Here is a 25,478-nt window from a genome sequence, read left to right as displayed (position 1 = left end):
CTCGTCCACGATTGTCAGCGGCGTCGCGGCGTCTGGGACCTCCGCCTCCGGCGTTGTCGTCAGTTGCCGACGCTCCTTCCCCGAGCTCTCAGCTGCTTTCGAGCAGGGGAGACCCCATCCGACTCCCTCCTCCGCCTTGGTTTCGAAGGCTCCAGACGCCGCTCCTTCCTCCACTGCCAATCGTGGACGAGGTCGTTATTCCCGGCCCGCGCGGGCCGGTTCGAGCCCCGGGGCCCGAGCCGCCCCCCTGGCCCCGCGTTCGTCTTCGTCGCGGCGCACCATCGATGAGGCGGTTTTTCGTGCGGTGCGACCACTCGCGGCCGACGCACCGCTGCCTACTGTTCCCTCACTCGGCGGCGGGGTGCCGCTTCTTCGGAGGTGACCATGGTCAGCGCCACAGGCACAGACACGAGAAGCAGAAGGACGCGCGAGACCCGGCCCGCGGCCGCGACGGTCACGGTGCTCGGCCTGCTCGCCACCGCGGCCGCGTGCGGTGGTCCGGCCTCCGGGGGCGGCGGTTCCTCGGTGGTGTTCGCGGTCGCCGCCGACCCCGGCACCCTCAGCCCCACCACGGCGCTGGCCACCACCGCACTGTCGATGAACACCTTCGCGTACGACAGGCTCGTGCACGTCGCCGCCGACGGCACGGTGGTCCCCGGCGTCGCCGAGAAGTGGTCCGCCACGGCCACCTCCGCACGGTTCACCATCCGTCCCGGCGTGAGCTGCGAGGACGGATCGCCGCTCACCGCGGACGACGTGGCCGCCGAGTACAACCACATCGCCGACCCGAAGAACCAGTCGCCGATGCTGGGCCTGTCCGTTCCCGTCACCGCCGCGGCGAAGGCCGACAGGGCGAAGCGGACCGTCACCGTCACCACGACGAAACCCGCCCCGTTCATCGTCGAGATGGCCCGGATGCTGCCGCTGCTGTGCCGCAAGAGCCTGGCCGCACCAGCCGCACTGGCCAGGGCGACCAACGCCAGCGGACCGTACCGGCTGACCGAGGCAGTCCCCGGCGATCACTACACGTACGTCAGACGGGACGGGTACACGTGGGGGCCCCGCGGGTCCACCGGGAAGGACCTCCCCGGCCAGGTCGTGTTCAAGGTGGTCCCCAACGAGTCCACCGCCGCCAACCTCCTGATGTCCGGTCAGATCCACGGGGCCGTGATCAACGGCGCCGACCAGGACCGGCTGGACGCCACGAAGGTGAGGAACCGGAGCTTCGAGGCGCTGTTCGGACAGTTGCTGTTCAACCAGGCCGCCGGCCGTCCGGGCGCCGACCCGGCCGTGCGCAGGGCCCTGGTCTCGGTACTGGACCTGAAGGAGCTCAGGAACGTCGCCACCGGAGGCAAGGGCGCGCCCGCCACCGCCATCGGCGAAACCGTGCCCACGCCCTGCACCGGCGACACCGTCACCGGGAACCTGCCCGCCCACGACCCCGAGCGGGCCGCCGCCAGGCTCACCGCGGCGGGCTGGACGAAGGACGGCGGCACCTGGACCAAGGCCGGAAAGCCGCTCACCGTCGGGCTCAGCTACCCGACCAACCAGGGGCCGCAGGTCGCCTCGGCCGTCGAACTCGCCGTCCAGCGGTGGACGTCCTTCGGGGTGAGGGCGACGGCGAAGCCCATCGGCTCCTCCAGCATCATCGGTACCCTGGCCGGCGGAGACTGGGACCTGGCCTGGGCCCCCATCGGAGTCACTCTCCCGGACCAGCTCACCCAGTTCTACGACGGGCCCCCGCCCCCGAAGGGCAACAACTTCGGCTCCCTCACCAACCCCGACTACCACCGGCTCGCCGCCCTGGCGGCGGCCAGGCCCGGCGCCGACGGCTGCGCCCTGTGGGAAGCGGCCGAAGCCGCCCTCGTCAAGAACGCCGACATCGTCCCGTTCGTCGCCCGGCCGGTCCGCTACTACGCCAAGGGCATCACCTTCGAGGTCGACGGCAGCGGGGTCGTTCCCAGCACCCTGCGACAGGGCGACGGCCGATGACCGCGCTCACCTCGAACCCGCTCGGCGCGACGGCCCGCGGCCCCTGGGCCGGATTCGTCCTGCGCCGCACCCGGCGACTCGTGGTGTCACTGGCCGCGCTGGTCACCGCGGCGTTCGCGGTGATCCACCTGATCCCCGGCGATCCGGTCCGGGCGGCCCTCGGCCCCACCGCCGACCCGGCGCTCATCGAGGCCCGCAGGCACTCGCTCGGCCTGGACGAGTCCCTGCCGAAACAGTTCGGCCACTTCGTCGGACATCTCTTCCAGGGCCGGCTCGGCGACTCGATCGGCGCCCAGATGCCCGTCTCCGAGATCGTCGCGGGCCGGCTCCCGGCGACGCTGCAGATCGCCGTGCCCGCCTTCGCGCTGATCCTGCTGATCGCCGTCCCGGTCGGGATGACGGCCGCGGTGCTGACCAAGGACGGCCGCCGACGACGGGGCGAGCTCGCTTTCACCGGCATCACCGGTCTTCTGGGCGCCGTACCCGAATTCCTGCTGGCCGTCGGCCTGATCGCCGCGTTCGCCGTGATGTGGCCGCTCTTCCGGTGGCCTCCCGCGCCGGCCTGGACTCCTACGTGCTGCCGATACTGGCGCTCGCCGTCGTCCCGGCGGCGACCCTGTCGCGCATCGTCCGGGTGGAGACCCTGCGGGTGCTCGGGGAGGACTACATGCGGACCGCCCGCCGACGCCCCCGCCCGCACCACCGGCCGAGAATCGGAGACGGCGCCATGAGCTCGCTCGAACTGCGCGGCATCACCGTGCGCTACGGCCGCTCCACCGCGGTGGAGGCCGTCGACCTGCTGGTGCCGGACGGATCGGTGACCGGACTCGTCGGCGGGTCCGGATCGGGCAAATCGACCCTCGGAAAGGCCGTCGTGGGCCTGGCACCGGTCCGGTCGGGCAGGGTCCTGGTCGACGGGAACGACGTCGTGCACCGCCGCGGGCGCGCCCCGGTGCAACTGGTGTTCCAGAACCCGTACGCCTCGCTCGACCCGCGCATGACCATCGGCGCCTCCGTCGCCGAGGCACTGCCCCGCACCGAACGGCCGCGCGGCACTCCGGCCCGCACCCGCCGTGCCGCACGCGACGCGGAGGTGGCCCGCTGCCTGGAACTCGTCGGCATCGACCCGGCGCGGGCCGCACTGACCCCGGACGCGCTCTCCGGCGGCCAGCGCCAGCGGGTGGCCCTGGCCAGGGCGCTCGCCGCCCGGCCCGGCGTGCTGATCGCGGACGAGATCACCTCGGCCCTCGACGTGTCCGTCCAGGGCGCGGTGCTCAACCTGCTGCGCGGCCTCCAGCGCGAACTGGGCTTCGCGATGTTCTTCATCTCCCACGACCTCGCGGTCGTGCGCCACCTGTCCGACCAGGTCGCCGTGATGGACGGCGGGCGCCTCGTCGAACGCGGCCCCGCCGAGCGGGTGCTGGAAGACCCCGAACACCCCACGACCCGCGACCTCATCTCCTGCGTACCGACCCTTGCCCTCGCCGAGGAGGCGCCATGACCCGGCCACTGACCATCGACGACCTGTACCGCTTCGAGATCCCCGGCGATCCCGCGCTGTCCCCCGACGGCAGCCGCGTCGTCTACACCCTGACCACCCAGGACGCCGCGAACGACCGCGTCGTCCGGTCCCTGTGGGAGGTGCGCACGGACGGCGGCCCGGCCCGGCGGCTCACCCACGGCCCCGCGGACACCGCGCCGCGCTGGTCCCCGGACGGGACGACACTGGCGTTCCTGCGCGAGGGACGGCTCCACCTGCTGCCCATTGACGGAGGAGAGGCCACGCCGCTCACCGCACCCGACCGGTGCCCGGCCGGAGCGGGCACCCCGGTATGGAGCCCCGACGGATCACGGATCGCTTTCTCGGCCCCCGCCACCCGGCGCGAGGACACCGCGCCCGTCGTCGTCGACGCCCTCGGCTGGAAGGCGGACGGTGCCGGCCTGATCGGATCGGTCCGGACCCGGCTGTTCGTGGTGGACGTGGTGTCGGGCGAGGTCGAACCGGTGACGGACGCCGACCGCAACGCCGGCACCCCCGCCTGGTCGCCCGACGGCACCCGACTCGCCTATCCGGCGCAGAGCGGGCCGGACTCCGCCGCGCTCGGCCCCTCGGCCGCCCATGTCGTGGAGATCGGCGCGGGCGGTGGCGAACCCCGCCGCATCGGCCCGGCCGGTGGCCTCGCCGGACCGGTGGAGTGGTACCCCGACGGGTCCGCGCTGCTCGTCGTCGGCCGTGACACGTTCGCCGTCGGCCACGCACGGCTGCTGCGGCAGCCCCTGGACGGGTCGGCCCCGGTGCCGGTCGACGGCGACCTCGACCGCAACGTCATGGGCGGCGGCCCCGGATACCCCGGAGCCCGGCCGCAGTTCCACCAGGACGCGATCCTGTTCTGCGCCCGCGACCGGGGCGCCACCCGCCTGTACCGGGCGGGCGCGGACGGGATCAGCGCCTCCCCGCTCCCGGCCGGAACCGGGATCGGCGGCTGCTCCCTCGCGCCGAAGGCCGGGCGGGCCGCCGTGGTGGCCACCGACGCGTCGAGCTTCGCCGAGATCGTCCTGCTCGACCTGGACGCCTGGGAGCACGGAGAACCCGGCGCCCGGCCCGTACGACTCACCGACCACATGGCGCGCGCACTGCCCGACATCGCCCTCCACCCGGTCACCGAACGCGAGTTCACCATCGCGGACGGCGCCGTGGTGCACGGCATGATCACCCGTGCCGTGACGACGCCCGCCGGCGGCCCGCTGCTGGTGGACGTGCACGGCGGCCCGCACAACGCCTGGGCGCCGCACTCCGACCCGGTCCACCTCTACCACCAGGAACTGGCCTCGCGGGGCTGGACGATCCTGACGCTGAACGTGCGCGGCAGCGACGGCTACGGCGAGGACTTCTACACCGCCGCGGTCGGCGCCTGGGGCGAGACGGACGAACAGGACGTCCTGCAACCTGTCGCCGCCCTCGTCGACGAGGGCCTCGTCGACCCGGATCGGATCGCGCTCACCGGCTACAGCTACGGCGGATACCTCACCTGCTGGCTCTCCGCCCGCAGCGACCTGTTCGCCGCCGTCGTGCCGGGCGGCGTCCTGGTCGACCTGAGGAGCATGGCCGGCACCTCGGAGGAAGGACACCTGATCGCCGGCCACGAGATCGGCGACCCGCAACGGATGACGGAGCTCTCGCCGCTCAGCCACGCCGACGCGGTGCGCGCCCCCACCCTGATCCTGCACGGCGCGGCCGACGACACCTGCCCGGCAGGCCAGGCCGAGCAATGGTTCCACGCGCTGCGCACCCGGGACGTCCCGGTCCGGATGGTCCTGTACCCCGGCGGGTCGCATCTGTTCCTCCTGGACGGCCGGCCCTCTCACCGGGAGGACTACTCCCGTCGGCTGGTCGAATGGGTCACCACGCACGCCGACCGCTGACCGCGCACGACAACGCCGCCACCCCCGACCGCCCCACCCGACCGGAATCGGAGCCGAACATGACCGACACCACGGACACCGCCGACACCACCACCGACCTGTCCGCCCACTGGACCGTCCGCCTCGCCGAACTGGCCGCGCGGCACTCCGTCCCCGGCGCGAGCCTGGGCATCCTGCACCGCGGCGAACTGGTCGCCGAGGCCGCCGTCGGCCTGGCCAACACCGAGGCCGGGATCGGGGCGACCACCGACACGCTGTTCCAGATCGGCTCGATCTCCAAGGTGTGGACCACCACCGTGGCCATGTCCCTGGTCGACGAGGGACTGCTCGAACTGGACGCCCCGCTCGTCTCCGTCCTCCCCGAGCTGCGGCTCGCCGACGAGGAGCTGACCCAGGGGGTGACGGTGCGTCATCTCATGACCCACACCAGTGGAATCGACGGCGACCTCTTCACCGACACCGGCCGGGGCGACGACTGCCTGGAGAAGTTCGCCGCCCTGCTGGCCGAGACCGCTCCCAATCACCCCCTCGGCGCCACCATGTCGTATTGCAACGCCGGTTTCACCCTGCTCGGCCGGGTGCTGGAAGTCGTCACCGGTGTGCAGTGGGACCGGCTCATGCGTGAACGCCTGTACAGTCCGCTCGGCCTGACGCACACCGTGACCCTGCCGGAGGACGTGCTGCGCTTCCGCGCCGCCATCGGACACCTGGGCGACCCTCCCGCCCAGGCCCCGCGGTGGGGACTGATGCGCTCGGCGGGACCGGCCGGGCTGATCTGCTCGACGCCGCGCGAGGTGCTGAAGTTCGCCCGGCTGCACAGGGACAACGGCGTCACCGAGGACGGCACCAGGATCCTCTCGGCCGAGAGCGTCGCCGCCATGCAGACCCCGCAGGTCGAGCTCCCCGACCCGTACGTCCTGGCCCACTCCTGGGGTCTCGGCTGGTTCCTCGACACCTGGGACGGCCACCGGGTCCACGGACACGACGGCGGGACCATCGGGCAGAGCGCCTTCCTCCGGGTGCTCCCCGAGGCCGACCTGGCGATCTGCCTGCTCACCAACGGCGGTGACACCGGAAGCCTCTACCGCGACGTGTTCGCCGAGATCGCGCGCGACCTCGCCGGTGTCACGATGCGCCCCGGGATCGAGCCGGCCGCGGGACCGGTGGCGGTGGACCCCGCCGACTACGTGGGCGTGTACGAGCGGCTCTCCAGCAGGCTGGAGATCGTGGAACGGGACGGCGGCCTGGTCATGTGCGACCGGATCACCGGACCGCTGGCCGAACTCGTCGACGAGACGGAGCGCGAGTACGAGCTGCGCCCGGTCGAGCCGGGCCTCTTCGTGGTGCGGCGGCCCGGGCTCAAGACGTGGTTCCCGGTCGTGTTCTACGCCCTCGCCGACGGCACCCGCTACATCCACCACGGCGCCCGCGCCACGCCCAAGGTGGGCTGACATGACCGCGATCGCCACCGCACTGGAGGCGCTGGAGTCCGGGCTGCCGGACCTGCTGGCCGACATCGGCGCACTGGTCCGCACCGAGTCGCCCAGCGCGGACGTGTCCGCCGTCACCGACTGCGCCCGGGCCGTCGCCGCTCTCGGCACCCGGCTCACCGCGACCCCGCCCGAGTGGCTGGACGGCTCGGGGCGGCCCGCCCTGCGCTGGCGCTTCGGCTCCGGCGACCGGGTGCTGCTGCTCGGCCACTTCGACACGGTCTGGCCGGTGGGCTCCCTGGCCCGGCACCCCTTCGAGGTGGCGGGCGGGCGGCTGACCGGCCCCGGCTGCTTCGACATGAAGGCGGGCGTGGCGCAGCTGTTCCACGCCCTGTCCGTCCTCGACGACCTGGACGGAGTGTCGGTGCTGCTCACCGGCGACGAGGAGATCGGCGCCCCCACCTCCCGCGCCCTGATCGAGGCCGAGGCGCGCCGTACCCGGGCCGTGCTCGTCCTGGAGGCGAGCGAGCAGGGCGCGCTGAAGACGGCGCGCAAGGGCGTGTCCAGCTACGAACTGGGCATCGCCGGACGCGCCGCGCACGCCGGTCTGGAACCCCACCGGGGCGTCAACACCACCATCGAACTCGCCCACCAGGTCCTCGCGTTGTCCGCGCTCGCCGACCCGGCGACCGGCACCACCGTGACACCGACCGTCGCCACCTCGGGCACCACCCGCAACACCGTGCCCGACGCGGCCCGGCTGCTGGTCGACGTACGCGTCGCGACGGCCGCCGAGCAGGACCGGGTCGACCGAGCCGTCCACGCCCTCGCACCGGCGCTCGCGGGCGCCGCGCTCACCTTGTCCGGCGGTCCCGACCGGCCCCCGCTGCAACCGAGCTCGTCGGCGGAGCTGTTCGAACGCGCCGGGGCGCACTACGCGGAGCTGGGGCTCGGCCCGCTGCGCGGGGTCGCTGTCGGAGGCGCCTCGGACGGCAACATCACCGCCGGTGCGGGCGCGCCCACGCTGGACGGCCTGGGCGCCGTGGGCGGCGGGGCGCATGCCGACGACGAACACGTCCTCGTCGCCGAACTCCCCCGCCGCGCCGCCCTGGTGTCCTCACTGGTGGCCTCGCTCCTGCGCGAGCCGCCGGGCGCCCCGGACCGGGTGGGACCGTGAGCGGGACCCGGGCGGCCGAGGCGGCCGCCGCAGCCGGCCTGGCCGCACGGCGGGCCGGCGTGACCCTCTCCGAACTGCACGGGCTCGACGAGATGCGGGAGGCCTGCCGGGTACTCGACCGGGTCTGGCGGCCGGTGCCCGGAAAACCGCTGATCACCCCGGAACTGCTCCGGGTCTTCGCCCACTCCGGCAGCTATGTCGTCGGCGTCCACCGCGACGGCCGCATGATCGGGTTCTGCCTCGGCTTCCTGGCCACCGCCGGACTGCACTCGCACATCGCCGGGGTGGACGGCGCCGCCCGGGGCCGCAACATCGGCTTCGCCGTCAAACTCCACCAACGGGCCTGGGCCCTGGCCCGCGGCATCACCACGATCACCTGGACCTTCGATCCGTTGATCAGCCGCAACGCCTATTTCAACCTGTCCAAACTGGGTGCCGCGCCCAGCGAGTACCTCGCCGACTTCTACGGGGCGATGCAGGACGAGGTGAACGCCGGGACCGAGACGGACCGACTGATGGTCCACTGGGAACTGGCCGGCGACCGCGCCGTGGCCGCCGCCGCCGGCGCCTCCCACCGCGTCACCGCCGACGACACGGGCGAGCACGTGGTCGTCGGCCTGGACGCCGAACCCGACGGCCGTCCCGCCGTCGGGCGCCTGGACGGCGGCACCGTCCTGGCCCGGATCCCCACCGAGGCCGAGGAGCTGCGCCGCACCGCCCCGTCGCTGGCCCGCGAGTGGCGGTACGCGCTGCGCGAGGTGCTCGGCGGCCTGATGGCCCAGGGACACTCCGTCACCGGATTCACCCGGGACGGCTGGTACGTGATCGACAGACGTCAGGAGAAGCAGGGATGAAGCTCGTCGGTGTGGAACTGCGCCGGATCGCGATGCCGCTGGTTGCACCGTTCCGGACCTCGTTCGCCACCATGGACACCCGGGAGATCCTGCTGGTCAGGATCGAGACCGAGCACCACGAGGGTTACGGCGAATGCGTCACGATGGCAGATCCGCTCTACTCCTCGGAATACACGGCGGGCGCGGCGGACGTGCTGCGCGGTCATCTCGTGCCGGCGCTCGCCGCCCTGCCGGACCTCGACCCCTGGGCCGTCGCCCCGGCACTGGCCCCGTTCAAGGGCCACCGGATGGCCAAGTCCGCGCTGGAGACCGCGGTGCTGGACGCCTGGCTGCGGGCCCACGGCCTGTCCATGGGCCAGTGGCTGGGCGCGACCGCGGACCGGGTGCCCGCCGGGGTGTCGGTCGGGATCATGGACTCGATCCCCGCCCTGCTCGACGCCGTCGACGGCTACCTGGCCGAGGGCTATCTCCGGATCAAGCTGAAGATCGAACCCGGCTGGGACGTGGAGCCCGTGCGCGCGGTCCGGGAACGCTTCGGCGACGACGTGCTCCTCCAGGTGGATGCCAACACCGCGTACACGCTCGCCGACGCCGGGCAACTGGCCCGGCTCGACCCGTACGGACTGCTGCTCATCGAACAGCCCCTGGACGAGGAGGACGTACGCGGCCACGCCACCCTCGCCGCCCGGGTGCGCACCCCCATCTGTCTGGACGAGTCCATCGTGTCCGCCCGCTCGGCGGCCGACGCCATCGCCATGGGCGCCTGTTCGGTCGTCAACATCAAGCCGGGTCGGGTCGGCGGCTACCTGGAGGCCCGGCGGATCCACGACGTGTGCGCCGCGCACGGTGTCCCGGTGTGGTGCGGCGGCATGCTGGAGACCGGCCTGGGGCGGGCCGCCAACGTCGCCCTCGCCGCTCTGCCCGGCTTCACCCTGCCCGGCGACACCTCCGCCTCCGACCGGTACTACCGCACCGACATCACCGAACCGTTCGTACTGAGGGACGGCCGTCTCGACGTGCCCCGCGCACCCGGGCTCGGCCTCTCCCCGATCCCCGAGCGGCTGGCCGAGGTGACCGAATCGACGGAATGGATCAGCCGATGACCGCCCCGCGACCCGGCCCCCGCCGGGCGCCCCGCTGCCCCGGACTCCGCCGGGGCGCCGTGACCGGCGGCGACCGCGCGCCCGAGGCGGCGTCCCGCCCGCGCGGCCCGCGGGCGGGCCCGGTGACCGGGCGGGCGGGGGAGCCGCCCTCGGCCGTGTCCCGCTCGTCTACCGTGTGACGATGACGGAGCAGCCGCGGGCCGTGCTCGGCCGGATCCTCGACGATCTGGGATCGACGCTGATCGATGTGGTGGCGGGGGAGGCCGACCCCTCCACCGCCGTCACCGGCGTGCTCATCCAGGACCCGCTGGACGAACCGGCCGGGCTGCCCGGAGCGGTGGTGCTCGGTGTCGGGGTGTACGGCGCCGGGGCCGTCGCGGCCCTCGTCGAACGGGCCGCCGGGCTCGGTGCGGTGGCCGTGGTGGTGCGTTCCCCGGTCCCGGTCGCCGGACCCGTGGCGGAGGCCGCCGACCGCACCGGCGTGACCGTGCTCGGCCTGACCCCCGGCGCGTCCTGGGCCCAGGTCGCCGCCCTGCTGCGGTCGTTGCTCGCCACCGACGAACTGGGCACCGTGGACGGCCCCGACGCCGCCGGCGGCGCCGAACCGCTCGCGGGCGACCTGTTCGCCCTGGCCAACGCGACCGCCGCCCTGCTGGACGGGCCCGTCACCGTGGAGGACCGGGGCGGACGGGTGCTGGCCTTCTCCAGCCGCCAGGACGAGGGCGACGACGCCAGGATCACGACCGTCCTCGACCGCCAGGTGCCCGCCGAGAACCTGCGCGCCCTGGAACGACACGGCGCCTTCCGGGCCCTCTACCGCAAGGAGGAACCCGTCTACGTGACCGGTGTCTCCGCCAAGCCCCGGGTCGCGACCGCCGTCCGGGCGGGCGGCGAGATCCTCGGTTCGATCTGGGTCGTGGTCGACGGCCCCTTGGGCGAGGACCGCACCCGGGCCCTCCAGGAGGCGGCGAAGGTGGCCGCGCTGCACCTGCTGCGCCGCCGTGCGGGTGAGGACGCCGAACGGCGGCTGCGCGCGGACCTGCTGGCCACCGTTCTGGAGGGCGGGCTGCACGCCCCGCAGGCCGCCGCGCGGCTGGGGCTGTCCGCCCAGCCCGCCTGCGTGCTGGCGCTCTGGGTGACCGGCGAGCCGTCCGCCCCCGACCGGGTGGCCGCGGGCCACCGCGTCGCCGAGGCCCTCGCCCTGCACCTGGCCGCGATCCACCCCCGCACGGCCACGGCGTCGTTGGGAGGCGTCAGCTACGCCGTCCTGCCCACGCGTTCGGACGAAGACGCACTGCGGGCGGCCGAGGCGTTCCTCGGCCGCGTGGGCGACCGGGTGCCCGCGGTCATCGGCGTCGGGCGGCTCGCCGTCCGCCCGGTGGACCTGCGCCGCTCCCGCGCCGACGCGGACCGGGCGCTGCGTGTCCTCGGCTCCGGTCGCTCGCGGCGCCGGTCCGCCCGCCTCACGGACGTCCATGCCGCCTCGCTCCTGGAGGAGTTGAAGGAACGGCTCGCCGCCGAGGACGACATCCCCGACGGCCCGGTCGTCCGGCTGCGTGCCTACGACACCCGGCACCACACCGCCCTCACGGACACCCTGGACGCGTGGCTGAACACCTTCGGCGACGTGCCCGCCGCCGCGGCGGCCGTCCACGTGCACCCCAACACCTTCCGCTACCGGCTCAAGCGGCTGGCCGAGGTGGCGGGCATCGATCTCGACGATCCGGAGGCCAGGTTCGAGGCGATGCTGCACCTGAGGCTGGATCCGCCGCACCCCTGACGCGGATCGCGCGGCCGGTGCCGCCGGAACCGCGCCCCGCCGCGGTGACACGCGGATCCGTCAGGACGGTGCGGGCGAGGCCGGAATGACAGAGTGCTCGCAGCAGCCGGACACGCCGGACACGGTGCCCGACGTCGGTGCGTCCCCGCGCCCGTGCGTCCGGCGGCCTCGGTATCCGCATGTCGACGATGGGACAGATGTCATGCCTCTCCAGGGCGAGTACGAGCCGAGCCCCGAGAAGTGGGTCCGCGATCAGGTCGAGCTGTTCGAGAGCTCCGGCGGGACGGACGGCACCACCATGCGCGGCCTGCCGGTGGTCATCCTGACCACCCGCGGAGCCAGGAGCGGGAAGATCCGCAAGACCCCGCTCATGCGGGTCGAGCACGAGGGGATGTACGCCGTGGTCGCCTCGCAGGGCGGCGCCCCCCGGCATCCCGTCTGGTACCACAACGTCGTGGCCGATCCCCGGGTGGAGCTCCAGGACGGCCCGGTCCGGCAGGACATGAACGCCCGTGAGGCCACCGGTGAGGAGAAGTCGTTGTGGTGGCGGCGCGCGGTGGACGCGTTCCCCGACTACGCCGACTACCAGCGAAGGACCGAACGGCAGATCCCGGTCATCGTCCTGGAACCGGCGACCGAGCAGCACTGACGACCGTCACGGGGAGGCGCGGCGAACGCTCCCGCGCCTCCCCGCGCGCGCCGCCCGCGCGGTCATCCCGCGGGCGCGCCGACGGCCCGGGCGGGAGCCGTGCCCCTGCGGGTCGCCGCCCGCACGAGCAGGGCCAGCGCGCTGATCGCGGCGCCGAGCGCGCACACCGCACCCCATCCGGCCATCCCGTAGACGGCCGTCGAGGCGACGGCGCCGGTGGCGCTGCCCACGGAGTAGAAGACCATGTAACCGCCGATCAGACGGCTGCCCGCGTCGGGGCGGGCCGCGTAGATCACGCTCTGGTTGGTGACGTGGACGGCCTGGACGGCGAGATCGAGGAGCACCGCCCCGATCACCAGGGCCCACAGCGAGTGCCGGACGAGGGCGAGGGGCAGCCACGACGCGGTGAGCAGCGCCAGCGCGACGCCGGTCGTCCACCCGGCGAGACCGCGGTCGTGCAGCCGCCCGGCCGGCGCCGCCGCGAGCGCGCCCGCCGCCCCGGCGAGCCCGAACGCGCCGATCGCGGTGTGCGACAACGACAGCGGCGGCTCGCTCAACGGGAGCGCGACGCAGCTCCACAGCGTGCTGAAGGCGGCGAAGACCAGCAGGGCGAGCAGGGCCCGGACCCGGAGCAGGCGTTCCTCCACGAACAGCAGCAGCGTGGAACGCAGCAGCCGCGCGTACCGCATCGGGGCGGGAGGGGTCGGCCGGCGCGGGCGCGGTGTACGCGTACGGCGGTGCGGTGCGCCCGGAGCGCGGCCGGTGCGTGCCCGCCGGGGAGCGCGGGCGGCGCGCGGGCGCGTCCCGCGTCCGGTCAGGCGGTCAGCTTTCCGGGCAGCCAGCCGAGCTGCACGGCCTTCTGGAACGGCCCGCCGCCCTCGTGGTCGTTGAACTCGTACACCTCGATGGCCTTGTCCGGGTGGGCGTAGGCGTTGTAGGCGGCGAAGACGGTCGACGGCGGGCAGGTCATGTCCTCCAGGGCCGTCGAGAACAGCGCGGGCGCTCGTCCGCGCGCGGCGAAGTGCACCCCGTCGAAGTAGGAGAGGGTGGTCCTCGCACGCTCGGTCCGGCCCCGGTGCGTCTTGAGGTAGTTGCCCACCTCGCGGTACGGATTGCGGTCGGTGACGGTCAGCGCGCGGGGGAAGTCGCACAGGAACGGGACGTCCGGCGCGACCGCTGCCAGATCGGGTATCAGCCCGGCGACGGCGAGTGCGATGCCGCCGCCCTGGCTCTCGCCGACGGCCGCGGTGCGCGCCGCGTCGGAGAGCGGATGCGATCGGGCCGCCTCCACCGCCCGCACCGCGTCGGTGAACACGCGCCGGTAGTAGTAGGAGTGCGGGTCCTCGATGCCCCGGGTCATGAAGCCGGGAAACGCGGGCGCGCTGCCCACCGGGTCGGGGGTGTCGCCGGCCATCCAGCCACTGCCCTGGCCCCGGGTGTCCATCACGAAGTGGGCGAACCCGGCCGACGCCCAGAGCAGATGGGTGTGCGGCAGGCCCCGCCCGCCGCCGTAGCCGATGAACTCCACGACCACGGGGAGCGGCCGCGTGGTACCGGCGGGGAGGACGAACCAGCCCTTCACCGGGTGACCGCCGAAGCCCGCGAACGTCACGTCGTACACGTCGACCGTGCTCAGCCCCGTGTCCGCGCACCGCTCGAACCGGGCGCCGAGCTCGTACGAGCGCGCTTCGTCGAGCGTCTTCGACCAGAACGCGTCGAAGTCCGCCGGTTCCACCGACCGGCTGCGGTGGTCGCGCAGTTCCTCGACGGGCAGATCGAACAGGGACATGAGGAACCGCCTTCGTCACGGGGGTGAGTGATCACCCATGGGTTGTCGGTCACACCGTACGGGCACGGCGGAGCGCCGGCGACGGGCGCCCTCCCGCGTGCGGGAAGCCGCTGCGGACCCCTGACGGTTGCCACTCCGGCGAGGTCGCCGGGGCTCTCGCCGCGCACCGCGTCGCCGAGGGCGTCGAACCCCGGCAGGTCCAGGCCGAGGACGAGCGGTACGAGACCTTCGCCCGGATCCTGGACCGCGACGGCGTGCAGCGGCACTGGCCCGACGTCCGGGGCTACTGACGTGCCGCGGCCGACGACGGACCGCGCGGCGAAAACGCTTTGCCCGCAGGACGGGCGCCTGCGACGCTCCGTGCCATGTCCGACAACCACGCAAGCGCTTCCCGCCAGGTCGAGTCCCTCTTCTCGCACGGCCGTCTGACCACGATCCCGCGCAGGACGGCCCGCCGCGAACAACTGCTGACGCACCTGGCGGAGAGGTTCTTCGAACGCGACCGGAGCTACACCGAACGGGAGGTCGACGCCGCGCTGTCGACGGTGCACGAGGACTGTGCGGCGCTGCGCCGGTATCTGGTGGTGGCCGGACTGCTGGTGCGGCCCAGGGACGGCAGCAGCTACCGGCGCGGCAGGTAGGACGCGCGCCGAGTCCGCCTCCGCCCGACCGCCCTCCGGGACCGGGGACGGGGCCCGCGTCCACGGGGTGCGGCCGGCCGTGCCGCGGCGGTGTGCTGAACTGTCCGCGGCACATCGGACTCAGGAGCACCTTGTGAGCAGTTACCGGCACCCCGGCGTGGTCTTCACCGACCGTCGTTTCACGGTCCCGCTCGACCACGCGGACCCGGACGGCGAACAGATCGAGATCTTCGGCCGGGAGGCCGTGGCGAGCGGCCGCGTCGGGGAGGAACTGCCCTGGCTGCTCTATCTGGAGGGCGGTCCCGGCTTCGGCGCCCGGCGCTTCGTCGGCACGGAGGCGTGGCTGGGCAGGGCCCTGCGGGAGTTCCGCGTACTGCTCCTCGACCAGCGCGGCACCGGCCTGTCCACCCCGGCCAACCGGCAGACCCTGCCGTTGCGCGGCGGCCCGCGCGAGCAGGCCGACCATCTCGCGCACTTCCGGGCCGACGCCATCGTGCACGACTGCGAGCTGATCCGGGCCCGGCTGACCGGCGGTGAGCCGTGGACGGTCCTCGGCCAGTCCTTCGGCGGCTTCTGCGCCGTCCGCTATCTGTCGGCGGCCCCCGAGGGCCTGAAGGCCGTCCTCATCACCGGCGGACTGCCCTCCCTCGACGCCCATGCCGACGACGTCTACCGGGCCGCCTATCCGCGGGTCGAGCGCAAGGTCGCCGCCCACTACGCCCGCTACCCGCAGGACGTCGAGCGTGCCCGGCGGATCACCGCCCACCTCGCGGAACACCGCCCCGAGAGCGCCGGGCACCGGCTGACGCCCGAAGGATTCCAGTCGCTCGGCATTATGCTGGGAAGCGGCAACGGCAGCCACCAGCTGCACTACCTCCTGGAGAACGCCTTCGTCCGCACCCCGCACGGACCCGAACTCTCCGACACCTTCCAGGAGGCCGTGCGCGCGGCCACCTCGTTCGCCGGGCATCCGCTGTACGCGCTGATGCACGAGGCGATCTACGGGCAGGACGAACGCCCCACCGCCTGGTCCGCCGAGCGGGTGCGCGCCGAATTCCCGCAGTTCGACGCGGTCGCCGCGCTGGAGGGCGACGGTCCGGTCCTGTTCACCGGGGAGACCATCCACCCCTGGCACTTCGAGGTCGACCCGGCGCTGCGCCCGCTGCGCGAGACCGCCCATCTGCTGGCCGACCGCACCGACTGGGCACCGCTCTACGACCCCGAGCGCCTGGCCGTCAACGAGGTGCCGGTCGCCGCCGCCGTCTACCACGACGACATGTACGTCGACACCGGGCACGCGCTGCGGACCGCGGAGGCGATCCGCGGGCTGCGCACCTGGGTCACGAACGAGTACGAGCACGACGGCCTGCGCGCCGGGGGCCCGCGGGTCCTCGACCGGCTGCTGGCCCTCGTCCGGGACGGGGTCTGACCCGTCGGCACGAGCGCCGGGGGCGGTCACGCACTCGCGCGGCCGGCCCCCGTGCGCCGGGTGCGGCGCGGGTCAGCCCTGGAGGGCCCGGAGCGTCGCGTCCAGGTCCGTGGCCGGGCGCGGGGCGCGGTTGTGCGGCAGCTTCGACAGGGCCGCCGCCATGCCGCAGGTGTTGGTCACGGCCGAGAAGACCAGCCCGGCGCCGACACCGGCGGAGATCCAGCGCGCGGCCGGGAAGCGCAGGCCCGTCAGCAGCCCCGCCACCACGAGCGAACCCGCGGCGAGCCGGACCTGACGTTCCATCGGCCAGGTCGTCCGGGCACCGGCGGGGCGGTCGAGCGCACGGCCCTCGTTCTCCCAGCCCGACGTCCCGCCCGACAGGGTCGTGGCGTCGACATCGGCCGCCGCGAGGATGTCGCAGGCCCGGGTCGAGCGGACGCCGGAGGCGCACACCATGAGCAGCGGACCGCGGGCGGCGGCGGACTTGAGCGCGGGCACCGCCTCGGGGAGGCGGTCCAGCGGGATGTTCAGCGCGCCGGGGACGTGCCCGGAGGCGTACTCGCCGGGGGCCCGCACGTCGACGACGGTGAACTCCGCGAGCCGGGCCGCGGCCTGGGCGGGGGAGAGGGAGGCGGTGCTGGTCACGAACAGTTTTCCTTTCGTCCACCGGGGACAAGGAGGGACTCGGCCCATCCGTCCCCATTCCGGTTAGAATACCCCTTGGGGTATCAGAGGAGGGTGTGTGCAACTCGACATCGCGGCCGATGAACTGAAGTCGGTCCTCAATCGCCTTCGTCGCGCTCAGGGGCAGCTGGCGGCGATCATCCGGATGATCGAGGAGGGCCGGGACTGCGAGGACGTCATCACGCAGATGGCGGCCGTGTCCCGGGCGCTCGACCGCGCCGGTTTCGCGATCATCGCCACCGGGCTCCAGCAGTGCCTGGCCGACGGCGGGAACGAGCCGGCGGACCGGGACCAGATGCGGGCGCGGCTGGAGAAGCTCTTCCTCTCGCTGGCCTGAACCGGCCGCCGGGAGAGCGTCCCGGCGGCAGGGCCGTTCCCAGGAGCCAAGCGACTGCTTAGTATGCGCTGCGGCGGTGGTATCGCCGACCGTGTTCGACAGCGTTGTGGAGGCCCCTCATGCAGGCATGGCGAGTGCACCGGAACGGCGAGCCGGGCGAGGTGATGCGGTTCGAAGAGACCGGACGCCCCGTGCCCGGGGAAGGCCAGGTGCTGCTCAGGGTGCGCGCGGCGAACGTCAACTTCCCCGACGCGCTGCTCTGCCGGGGGCAGTACCAGGTACGACCCCCGCTGCCGTTCACACCCGGCGTGGAGATCTGCGGCGAGACGCCGGACGGGCGCCGGGTGCTCGCCACGGCCGCCCTGCCGGACGGAGGGTTCGCGGAGTATGCCGTCGCCGACGCGTCGGCGCTCCTGCCGGCCCCGGCGTCCCTCGACGACGCCGAGGCCGCCGCGCTGCACATCGGCTACCAGACCGGCTGGTTCGGACTGCACCGCCGCGCCCGCCTCCAGGAGGGCGAGACCCTCCTGGTCCACGCGGCGGCCGGTGGCGTCGGCAGCGCGGCCGTCCAACTCGGCAAGGCCGCCGGAGCCACTGTCATCGGTGTCGTCTCGGGGCCCGGGAAGGCGCGGACCGCCGCCGCGCTCGGCTGCGACCTGGTCGTCGACCGCCGCACCGAGGACATCGTCACGGCGGTCAAGGAGCTCACCGGCGGACGCGGCGCCGATGTCGTCTACGACCCGGTCGGCGGCGACGCGTACGCCAAGTCCGTCAAGTGCGTCGCCTTCGAGGGCCGGATCGTGATCGTCGGCTTCGCGAGCGACGTCGTCCCCGCCCCGGCCCTGAACCACGCGCTCGTCAAGAACTACTCCGTCCTCGGACTCCACTGGGGCCTCTACGCTGCCAAGGATCCGGCAGCGGTCCTCGCCTGCCACGACGAACTCTCCCGGCTCGTCGCGAAGGGCGTCGTCGAGCCGCTCGTCAGCGAACGCGTGGCGCTGTCCGGCGCGGCGGACGCCGTCCAGCGCGTCGCCGACGGCGCCACCGCCGGCCGGATCGCGGTCCTCACGGCGGGAGCGGCCCGCTGACGGCCCCGGCATCCGCCGGACGCATCCGTGCGGCCGTCGCGGAACCGGTGGAGCTTTCCGTGCCGTGACCGGGCGGAGGAGCGGACCGCCGGGCGACGGGAGTTGGCGGCGCGGGCACGGATCCGCGCCGCCGTGTCCCGTCACCCGGGTACCGGGCACCCCTTTACCTGCTGTTTAATTGCGATTGATTCGCAATAACAGTCGATCATCAACAAGGGGTGCGGAGTATGACGGGCCGATCGATACGGGGAGCGGTCGTTGTGACACTGGCGACCGCGCTGTCGCTGTCCGCGGCGGCCTGCTCGAAACCGAGCGGCCCGGACGGCGGCGGCTCCGGCTCGGGGGCGGGCGACTCGGCGGTGGTCGGCATCGCGTACGAGCCCGACAGCCTCAGCCCGCTCCTGGGCTACGGCAAGGACGGCAACTCCAAGATATTCGACGGGCTGCTCACGCTCGACGCGGAGATGAAGCTGCACCCCGCGCTGGCCACCGCCCTGCCCGAGGTGAGCGCCGACGGGCTCACGTACACCTACCGGCTCCGCAAGGGCGTGAAGTTCAGCGACGGCAAGCCGTTCGGCGCCAAGGACGTGGTCTTCACCTACCGCACCATCCTGGACCCGAGGACGAACAACGCCTCCCGCACCGAGCTCGACGCACTGAAGAGCGTCGAGGCGAGCGGCGAGGACACCGTCGTCTTCCACCTCAAGTACCCCTACGCGCCCTTCGCCCAGCGCACCGTCCTGCCCATCGCCCCCGAACACGTCGCGGCCGGGCAGGACGTCAACACCGGCGCCTTCACCACCCACCCCGTCGGCACCGGCCCCTACCTCCTCACCAAGTGGTCCAAGGGCGAGAAGCTGAGTTTCCGGGCCAACCCCGACTACTGGGGCGGCGCGCCGAAGGTGAAGAAGTTCACCATGGTGATCATCAAGGACGACGACGTGCGCGCCACCCGGCTGCGCTCCGGCGAGCTCGACGGCGCCATCCTGCCGCCCAACCTGGCCAAGGGCTTCGCCAAGGACAGCGGCACGAAGACGTACGCCGCCACCACCTACGACTACCGCAACGTGACCCTGCCCACGCACAACAAGGTCACGGGCGACACCGCGATCCGGCGCGCACTGGACGTCGCCGTGGACCGGCAGGCCATGGTCCACTCCATCCTCAACGGCGAGGGCAGGCCCGCCTACGGTCCCGTCCCCACCGACAGCGAGTGGTTCACCAAGGGCACCGAACGCGCCCACGACCCGGCCGCCGCGAAGAAGATCCTCGACGACGCCGGCTGGAAGCCCGGCAAGGACGGCATCCGCGTCAAGGACGGCGTGCGCGCCGCGTTCCCGCTCTGGTACCTCACCGGCGACAAGCTCCGCCAGGACCACGCCCTGGCCTACGCCTCCGACGCCAAGAAGGTCGGCATCGACATCACCACCGAGTCCGGCACCTGGGAGGTCATCGAGCCCCGGATGAAGCAGGACGCGGTCCTCGCCGGCGGCGGATCGCCCGCCGACCCCGACTTCGACCAGTACTCCCTGCTGAAGTCCTCCCTGGCGGGCGACGGCTTCAACAACATGGCCCGGTACGAGAACAGGACCATCGACCAGGCCCTCGAAGAAGGCCGCAGGAAGGGCGACAAGGCCGCCCGCAAGGCCGCCTACGACACCGTCCAGCGCGAACTGGTGAAGGACCCCGGCTACACCTTCCTCACCCACATCGACCACCTCTACGTCGTGAAGGACCGGTTCGGCGCGCTCACCACCCAGGTCGAGCCGCACGACCACGGCCTGGCCACCGGCCCGTGGTGGAACGTCGAGGACTGGACGCCCAAGAAGTGAGCCACCGCCTCCCCTGGGGGCCGATGGGCAGGATGGCGGGACGGCGGGCACTGCTCGCCGTGCCCGTCCTCCTCGCCGTGACGTTCGGCGTCTTCGCCGTCGCCGCCGCCTCGCCCTTCGACCCGGTCAAGGCGTACGCGGGCACCGCCGGACTCACCGCCTCGCAGGAGAACCTCGACCAGCTGCGCGCCAATCTCGGCGTCGACCAGCCACTGGTGACCCGCTGGTGGAACTGGCTGACCGCCGCGCTCCACGGCGACCTCGGCGAATCCAGTGTGATGCGCCAGCCCGTCGCCGACGTCATCGGCGAGCGCCTCGGCTGGTCCGTGCTGCTCGCCGGGACCGCCTTCCTCGTCGCCATCGTGCTCGGCACGGGCCTGGGCGTCCTGGCCGCCCGCAGGCCCGGCGGCCTGCTCGACCGGTGCGTGTCCGCCGCCGCGTACACCCTCGAAGCCGCCCCGGCGTTCTGGCTGGGACTGCTCGCCATCTGGTTCTTCGCCCTGAAACTCGGCGTGCTCCCGGCCGGCGGCCTCACCGACGCGGCCAGCGACACGGTCACCTTCGGCCAGGTCGCCGGTCATCTGGTGCTTCCCGCGTCCGTGCTCGGGATCTCGCAGCTGCCGTGGTTCTTCCTCTACGTGCGCCAGGGCGTCGCCGACGCGCTCGACGAGGACCCGGTGCGCGGCGCCCGCGCCCGCGGACTGCGCGAACGCACCGTGCTCCTCGGCCACGCGCTGCGCTCAGGGATGCTGCCGATGCTCACCCTCATCGGCTCCCGCGTCCCCGAACTGATCACCGGCGCGCTGCTCGTCGAGACGGTCTTCAGCTGGCCGGGCATCGCCGCGGCCACCGTGCAGGCCGCCACCTCCGTCGACTTCCCGCTGCTGGCCGCGCTCACGGTGCTCGCCACCGCGGCGGTCGTGCTGGGCAACCTGCTGTCCGATGTGCTGTACGCGCTCGCCGACCCGAGAGTGGGCTTCGATGGCTGAGACCGTTCTCGGATCCACCCGCCGCACCAGCCGCCGCGTCCGGCTGCTGTGCTCCGCCGGGATCATCGCCGCCGTCCTCCTCGCGGTCCTCCTCGTCCCCCCGCTGGTCCAGCTCGACCAGCAGGCCGTCGACCTCTCGGCCCGGCTCCGGCCGCCGTCCTGGGGGCACCCGTTCGGCACCGACGACGTCGGCCGCGACCTGCTGCTGCGCTGCGTCTACGGGCTGCGCGTCTCGCTGCTCGTCGGCGTCGTCGCCGGCCTCACCGCCACCGTCGTCGGCACCGCCGTCGGCGCGCTCGCCGCCGCGTCCGGAGGCTGGGTCGACCGGGTCGTCATGCGGCTCGTGGACACCTTCTCGTCCGTACCGCACCTGCTGCTGGGCATCTTCATCGTGGCCATGTTCCGGCCCGGCGTCGGGCCGGTCATCGTCTCCATAGCCCTCACCCACTGGCTGTCCACCGCGCGCATCGTCCGCTCCGAGGTGCTGTCGCTGCGCTCCCGGCCGTTCATCGACGCGGCGATCTCCGGGGGCGCCTCCCGGAGCCGGGTCGTCGTGCGGCACCTGCTGCCCGCGGTGCTGCCGCAGGCGGGCCTCGCCGCGGTGCTGATGGTGCCGCACGCCATGTGGCACGAGTCCGCCCTCTCGTTCCTGGGGCTGGGGCTGCCCGCCCACCAGGCGAGCCTGGGCAACCTCGTGCAGACGGCGCGCGGTTCGCTGCTCGCCGGGGACTGGTGGCCGACGCTCTTCCCCGGCCTCTTCCTGATCGTCCCGACCCTCGCCCTGGCGGGCCTCGCCGGTGCCTGGCGGGAACGGATCAACCCGCGCCGCCGATCGGAGCTGATGCTGTGACGACCACCCCGCGACCGCCGTCCCCGGACACCGGAACCCCGGCCCCCGCGGCCCCGGTCCTCTCCGTCCGCGGGCTCTCCGTCCGCTTCCGGATGCGCGGCGGACGGCACATCGCGGCCGTCACCGACGCGCACTTCGACCTCGCGGCGGGGGAGTGCCTGGCCCTCGTCGGCGAGAGCGGCTGCGGCAAGTCCGTCCTCGCCTCCGCGCTGCTGGGACTGCTCCCCGGCAACGCGGAGACCGGGGGCTCGGCGGTCCTCCAGGACGGCACCGACCTCCTCGCCGCCGACGAGAAGACCCTCGCCCGTACGGTGCGGGGCCGCCGCGTCGGACTCGTCCCGCAGAGCCCCGCGGCCCACCTCACCCCCGTGCGCACCGTCCGGACCCAGCTGGAGGAGACCCTCCGCGAGCTGACCGGCACCCGCAGGCCGGAGCTGCGCGCCGCCGCCGAACGGGCCGCCGAACGCGCCGCGTTCCCGCCCGGCCACCTGGACCGCTACCCGCACGAGCTCTCCGGCGGCCTCGCCCAGCGCGCCGCCACCGCGCTCGCCCTGGTCGGCGACGCGCCCCTGCTCCTGGCCGACGAACCCACCACCGGGCTCGACCGCGACCTGGTCGAGCGGACCGTGGACGAACTGCGCCGCCACACCGACGGCGGCCGGGCGCTGCTGATCATCACCCACGACCTGGCGGCGGCCGAACGGATCGCCGACCGCGTCGCCGTCATGTACGCGGGCCGCATCGTCGAGATCGCCGGCGCCGGAGGGTTCTTCGGGAAGCCCGGGCCACGCCACCCGTACGCCCGCGGGCTCCTCGACGCACTGCCGGAGCGCGCCTTCCTCCCCATCCCCGGAATGCCGCCGGAGCTCGGGGCGCTCCCCGACGGCTGCGCGTTCGCGGCCCGCTGCCCGCGCGTCGACGACCGATGCTCCGTACCACCCCCGTTCGACGGCCGTCTCGCCTGCCACCACGGCGCGCCGGCGCACGCGCAGGAGTCCGCCCGTGCTTGAACTCACCCGTATCACCGCCGGGTACGACCGTCGTGCCCCCGTGGTCCGAGACGCCTCGCTGGCCATCGAGCCGGGCGAGTCCGTCGGGCTCCTCGGTCCCAGCGGCTGCGGCAAGTCCACCCTGGCCAAGGTGGCCGCCCTGCTGCACCGACCGGACGCGGGCACGCTCACCCTCGACGGCCGGCCGGTACGCGGCTGGCGGCACCGGGCCCCGAGTGAACAGCGCACCGCCGTCGGCGTCGTCTTCCAGCAGCCCCGGCTCTCCGCCGATCCCCGGCTCAGCCTGCGCGAACTCATCGCCCAGCCGCTGCGGGCCACCGGCCGGCGCGCCGAGGTGGCGGACCGGGTGGCGGAACTCGCACCGGCCGTCGGACTCACCGCCGAACTGCTGGGCCGCCGCCCCCACGAGGTGAGCGACGGACAGCTGCAGCGCGCCTGCCTCGCCCGGGCACTGGTGCTGCGCCCGCGCTGGCTCATCTGCGACGAGATGACGGCGATGCTCGACGCGTCGACGACCGCCGCACTGGTCGCGGTCGTCGAGGCGTACCGGCGCGAGTCGGGCGCCGGACTGCTGGCCGTGGGCCATGACCGGGTCCTGCTGGAACGCTGGTGCGACCGCACGGTCGGCTGGCCGGAGATCTGCGGGCCCGGCCCGGCGACCCCCGCGCCCCGGGAGGGCGCACGCCGGGCGGGATGAGCGAGGACCGCGTCCGCGGGACCGCCGCCGTGACGAGGCCGCCGGCTCCCCGCCGGCCTCGCGCGCAGCGCGGCCGGGCCGGGGAGGAACCCGAGGCCGGCCGCCTCGACACCGATGACCTGCGGGCCTGGAGCACTCCCCGCGCACGCCCGACGCGGGCACCCGCGGCGACGGGACCGGCCCCGGCGGCCGTTCCGGCGCGCCGGGGCGGTACGTGACAGCCGGACAACACCCGGATGGCGGACACGCCAGTCCACCGGACGGCCTCCCCGCTACGCCACACTGGCGGCCGAATGCCGCATTCCGGCGCGGCGGAGGAGGTTGGCCATGGCCATTTCGATCTCACTGGTGCTGCTTCTGCTGATCCTCGCGGTGATCTTCCTCCGCAACGGGGGGCTGAAGGTCTCGCACGCGGTGGTCTGCGCCCTGCTCGGGTTCTTCCTCGCGGGCACGAGCATGGCGCCGACCATCCAGGACGGCCTGACGGCCACGGCCGACGTCGTCAGCAGCCTGGGCCCCTGAGCCGATGCTCCTTCGGCGACCCCGTCGCGTCGGCCGTGCCGGCCGGTCGTGCGGCGCGCCGGGCGCTCACCCGGCGGCGCGCACCCGCGGGGAGCGCAGCCATCCGACGAGCAGACGGTTGACCTCCGCGGCACGCTCCTGCTGGAGCCAGTGGCCGCAGCCCGGCAGGATGCGGGAGGAGACCAGGCCGGGGAGCGTGGTGGGGAAGTCGGCGATCGCCTCGGCCGACCAGCCGGTCGACGGATCGAGTTCACCGCCGATGAAGAGGGAAGGCTGGGTGAGCGGCGCCCCGTCCAGGCCGGCGAGGTCCTCCCAGTCCCGGTCGACGTTGCGGTACCGGTTCAGCGCACCCGTCAGCCCGGTCCGCTCGAACTCCGCCGCGTAGAAGTCCAGATCGGCCTCGCTCAGCCAGGAGGGGAGCACCCCGGCAGGGAACCGGTCACGCATCCGTGCCCCCGGCGGCACGAGGAAGGGACTGTCCGCCCCCTCCGGCGGCATCGTGTCGGCGGAGAGCGCGGCGTAGAACCCGGCCAGCCATCCGCGCACATCGGGCTCGATCTCCGCCTCGGCCCGTCCCGGTGCTTGGAAGTAGCCGACGTAGAACTCGTCGGCGCCGCCGAAGCGGGCGAACACCTCGGTCGGCCGGGGGCCGCTCCTCGGGGCGTACGGGACGCCGAGCAGCCCCACGGAGGTGAACACGTCGGGCCTCAGCAGCGCGCTGCCGGACGCGATGACCGCCCCCCAGTCGTGCCCCACGATCGTCGCGGTCCGCTCACCGAGCGCCCGTACCACCCCGACGTTGTCGGAGACGTGGGCGGGCATCCGGTACGCCTCCACCTCCCCGGGGCCGGACGAACGGCCGTACCCGCGCACATCGATCGCGACCGCGCGGAAACCCGCCGCGGCGAGTGCCGGAAGCTGATGGCGCCACGAGTACCAGGACTCGGGAAAGCCGTGCACCAGCAGAACCAGGGGGCCGCTGCCCTGTTCCACCAGATGGATGCGGCCTCCGGGCACCTCCACCAAGCGGTGGACGGCGGCCGACGGAGCGGGGAAGGACGGATGGGTGGACGGCACGGTTCTCTCCTCGCAGGCGTGGGCGGCGGCGGTCCGGCCGTGGGCGCCGGGCACCCGGCCGGGCGCCCGGCGGTGCCGGTACCGCCGATGCCACGATCATTCGGCCGTGCCCGCCGCAGCCACAA

24 protein-coding genes and 1 pseudogene are annotated in these 25,478 nt (G+C 73.7%); 21 read left to right on the top strand and 4 right to left on the bottom strand.

What is annotated here, in order from left to right; genetic code table 11:
* Positions 1–384: 384 nt before the first annotated feature.
* From ACFYY6_RS06620 to ACFYY6_RS06575, 10 genes are all read left to right on the top strand, one after another.
* Positions 385–1,992 carry an ABC transporter substrate-binding protein gene (locus tag ACFYY6_RS06620; protein WP_389191939.1) on the top strand — a complete coding sequence of 536 codons (1,608 nt, stop codon included), beginning with the start codon at positions 385–387 and terminating at the stop codon, positions 1,990–1,992.
* Entirely contained in the window at positions 1,989–2,723 is a 735-nt protein-coding gene (locus tag ACFYY6_RS06615) for an ABC transporter permease (RefSeq protein WP_389191936.1), read from the top strand. The genes ACFYY6_RS06620 and ACFYY6_RS06615 overlap by 4 nt, the downstream gene beginning before the upstream one ends.
* A complete protein-coding gene (locus tag ACFYY6_RS06610; RefSeq protein WP_389191933.1) occupies positions 2,720–3,493 on the top strand; it encodes an ABC transporter ATP-binding protein in 774 nt (257 codons plus the stop codon). The genes ACFYY6_RS06615 and ACFYY6_RS06610 overlap by 4 nt, the downstream gene beginning before the upstream one ends.
* On the top strand, positions 3,490–5,415 hold the full coding sequence (locus ACFYY6_RS06605) for a S9 family peptidase (RefSeq protein ID WP_351521539.1): 1,926 nt from the start codon (positions 3,490–3,492) through the stop codon (positions 5,413–5,415). Before ACFYY6_RS06610 ends, ACFYY6_RS06605 begins: the two co-directional genes overlap by 4 nt.
* Positions 5,388–6,866 carry a serine hydrolase domain-containing protein gene (locus ACFYY6_RS06600; protein ID WP_389191930.1) on the top strand — a complete coding sequence of 493 codons (1,479 nt, stop codon included), beginning with the start codon at positions 5,388–5,390 and terminating at the stop codon, positions 6,864–6,866. Before ACFYY6_RS06605 ends, ACFYY6_RS06600 begins: the two co-directional genes overlap by 28 nt.
* A 1-nt stretch (position 6,867) precedes the next feature.
* Positions 6,868–8,022: a M20/M25/M40 family metallo-hydrolase gene (locus ACFYY6_RS06595; RefSeq protein ID WP_351521536.1), complete on the top strand. Its 1,155-nt coding sequence runs from the start codon at positions 6,868–6,870 to the stop codon at positions 8,020–8,022.
* On the top strand, positions 8,019–8,876 hold the full coding sequence (locus tag ACFYY6_RS06590; RefSeq protein ID WP_351521535.1) for a GNAT family N-acetyltransferase: 858 nt from the start codon (positions 8,019–8,021) through the stop codon (positions 8,874–8,876). Before ACFYY6_RS06595 ends, ACFYY6_RS06590 begins: the two co-directional genes overlap by 4 nt.
* Positions 8,873–9,979 (top strand): o-succinylbenzoate synthase, encoded by a 1,107-nt coding sequence (gene menC / locus ACFYY6_RS06585; protein ID WP_386608488.1) that lies wholly within the window; start codon positions 8,873–8,875, stop codon positions 9,977–9,979. Before ACFYY6_RS06590 ends, menC begins: the two co-directional genes overlap by 4 nt.
* A gap of 181 nt (positions 9,980–10,160) precedes the next feature.
* On the top strand, positions 10,161–11,759 hold the full coding sequence (locus tag ACFYY6_RS06580) for a helix-turn-helix domain-containing protein (protein ID WP_351521531.1): 1,599 nt from the start codon (positions 10,161–10,163) through the stop codon (positions 11,757–11,759).
* A gap of 202 nt (positions 11,760–11,961) precedes the next feature.
* Positions 11,962–12,408, top strand: coding sequence for a nitroreductase family deazaflavin-dependent oxidoreductase (locus ACFYY6_RS06575; RefSeq protein ID WP_389191927.1), 447 nt, complete (start codon positions 11,962–11,964; stop codon positions 12,406–12,408).
* Positions 12,409–12,470: 62 nt separating this feature from the next.
* Here the strand turns inward: ACFYY6_RS06575 and ACFYY6_RS06570 are convergent.
* Together ACFYY6_RS06570 and ACFYY6_RS06565 are read right to left on the bottom strand one after the other, a co-directional pair.
* Positions 12,471–13,112, bottom strand: a pseudogene (locus ACFYY6_RS06570) (MFS transporter); the annotation flags it as partial.
* A gap of 110 nt (positions 13,113–13,222) precedes the next feature.
* Positions 13,223–14,197 (bottom strand): acetylxylan esterase, encoded by a 975-nt coding sequence (locus ACFYY6_RS06565; protein ID WP_351632156.1) that lies wholly within the window; start codon positions 14,195–14,197, stop codon positions 13,223–13,225.
* A 23-nt stretch (positions 14,198–14,220) separates the two neighbouring features.
* On the opposite strand from ACFYY6_RS06565, the gene ACFYY6_RS06560 reads away from it, so the two are divergent.
* The 3 genes from ACFYY6_RS06560 (at position 14,221) to ACFYY6_RS06550 (ending at position 16,267) form a co-directional block, all read left to right on the top strand.
* A complete protein-coding gene (locus ACFYY6_RS06560) occupies positions 14,221–14,487 on the top strand; it encodes a hypothetical protein (protein WP_386608525.1) in 267 nt (88 codons plus the stop codon).
* A 75-nt stretch (positions 14,488–14,562) separates the two neighbouring features.
* Positions 14,563–14,838: a DUF2087 domain-containing protein gene (locus ACFYY6_RS06555; protein WP_351521525.1), complete on the top strand. Its 276-nt coding sequence runs from the start codon at positions 14,563–14,565 to the stop codon at positions 14,836–14,838.
* Between the two features lie 133 nt (positions 14,839–14,971).
* Entirely contained in the window at positions 14,972–16,267 is a 1,296-nt protein-coding gene (locus ACFYY6_RS06550) for an alpha/beta fold hydrolase (protein ID WP_389191924.1), read from the top strand.
* Positions 16,268–16,339: 72 nt separating this feature from the next.
* Here ACFYY6_RS06550 and ACFYY6_RS06545 read toward each other — a convergent pair whose 3' ends face one another.
* Positions 16,340–16,912: a rhodanese-like domain-containing protein gene (locus ACFYY6_RS06545; RefSeq protein ID WP_073784358.1), complete on the bottom strand. Its 573-nt coding sequence runs from the start codon at positions 16,910–16,912 to the stop codon at positions 16,340–16,342.
* A 97-nt stretch (positions 16,913–17,009) separates the two neighbouring features.
* Between ACFYY6_RS06545 and ACFYY6_RS06540 the strand changes: the two genes are divergently transcribed.
* The 8 genes from ACFYY6_RS06540 to ACFYY6_RS06505 all read left to right on the top strand — a co-directional run bounded on the left by ACFYY6_RS06540 (position 17,010) and on the right by ACFYY6_RS06505 (position 24,276).
* Complete coding sequence (locus tag ACFYY6_RS06540) at positions 17,010–17,288, top strand: metal-sensitive transcriptional regulator (protein ID WP_360116010.1); 279 nt, start codon at positions 17,010–17,012, stop codon at positions 17,286–17,288.
* Between the two features lie 119 nt (positions 17,289–17,407).
* Complete coding sequence (locus tag ACFYY6_RS06535) at positions 17,408–18,376, top strand: NADPH:quinone oxidoreductase family protein (RefSeq protein ID WP_389191921.1); 969 nt, start codon at positions 17,408–17,410, stop codon at positions 18,374–18,376.
* Positions 18,377–18,603: 227 nt separating this feature from the next.
* Positions 18,604–20,208, top strand: coding sequence for an ABC transporter substrate-binding protein (locus ACFYY6_RS06530; RefSeq protein ID WP_389191918.1), 1,605 nt, complete (start codon positions 18,604–18,606; stop codon positions 20,206–20,208).
* Between the two features lie 23 nt (positions 20,209–20,231).
* Complete coding sequence (locus tag ACFYY6_RS06525) at positions 20,232–21,197, top strand: ABC transporter permease (RefSeq protein ID WP_351523581.1); 966 nt, start codon at positions 20,232–20,234, stop codon at positions 21,195–21,197.
* Positions 21,190–22,047 (top strand): ABC transporter permease, encoded by an 858-nt coding sequence (locus tag ACFYY6_RS06520; protein ID WP_351523551.1) that lies wholly within the window; start codon positions 21,190–21,192, stop codon positions 22,045–22,047. The genes ACFYY6_RS06525 and ACFYY6_RS06520 overlap by 8 nt, the downstream gene beginning before the upstream one ends.
* A 92-nt stretch (positions 22,048–22,139) precedes the next feature.
* Positions 22,140–23,057, top strand: a complete 918-nt coding sequence (locus ACFYY6_RS06515) for an ABC transporter ATP-binding protein (protein WP_388651378.1) — start codon at positions 22,140–22,142, stop codon at positions 23,055–23,057.
* Positions 23,050–23,754, top strand: coding sequence for an ABC transporter ATP-binding protein (locus ACFYY6_RS06510; RefSeq protein ID WP_389191915.1), 705 nt, complete (start codon positions 23,050–23,052; stop codon positions 23,752–23,754). Before ACFYY6_RS06515 ends, ACFYY6_RS06510 begins: the two co-directional genes overlap by 8 nt.
* A gap of 327 nt (positions 23,755–24,081) precedes the next feature.
* Positions 24,082–24,276, top strand: a complete 195-nt coding sequence (locus ACFYY6_RS06505) for a hypothetical protein (protein ID WP_351523554.1) — start codon at positions 24,082–24,084, stop codon at positions 24,274–24,276.
* Positions 24,277–24,342: 66 nt separating this feature from the next.
* Here ACFYY6_RS06505 and ACFYY6_RS06500 read toward each other — a convergent pair whose 3' ends face one another.
* Positions 24,343–25,353: an alpha/beta fold hydrolase gene (locus ACFYY6_RS06500; RefSeq protein WP_388651339.1), complete on the bottom strand. Its 1,011-nt coding sequence runs from the start codon at positions 25,351–25,353 to the stop codon at positions 24,343–24,345.
* Positions 25,354–25,478: the final 125 nt, after the last annotated feature.

Origin of the sequence: Streptomyces sp. NPDC001750, assembly GCF_042892615.1 — a bacterium.
In the GTDB taxonomy this organism is placed as follows: Bacteria; Actinomycetota; Actinomycetes; order Streptomycetales; family Streptomycetaceae; genus Streptomyces.
This window is presented reverse-complemented; position numbering and strand designations above follow the sequence as displayed.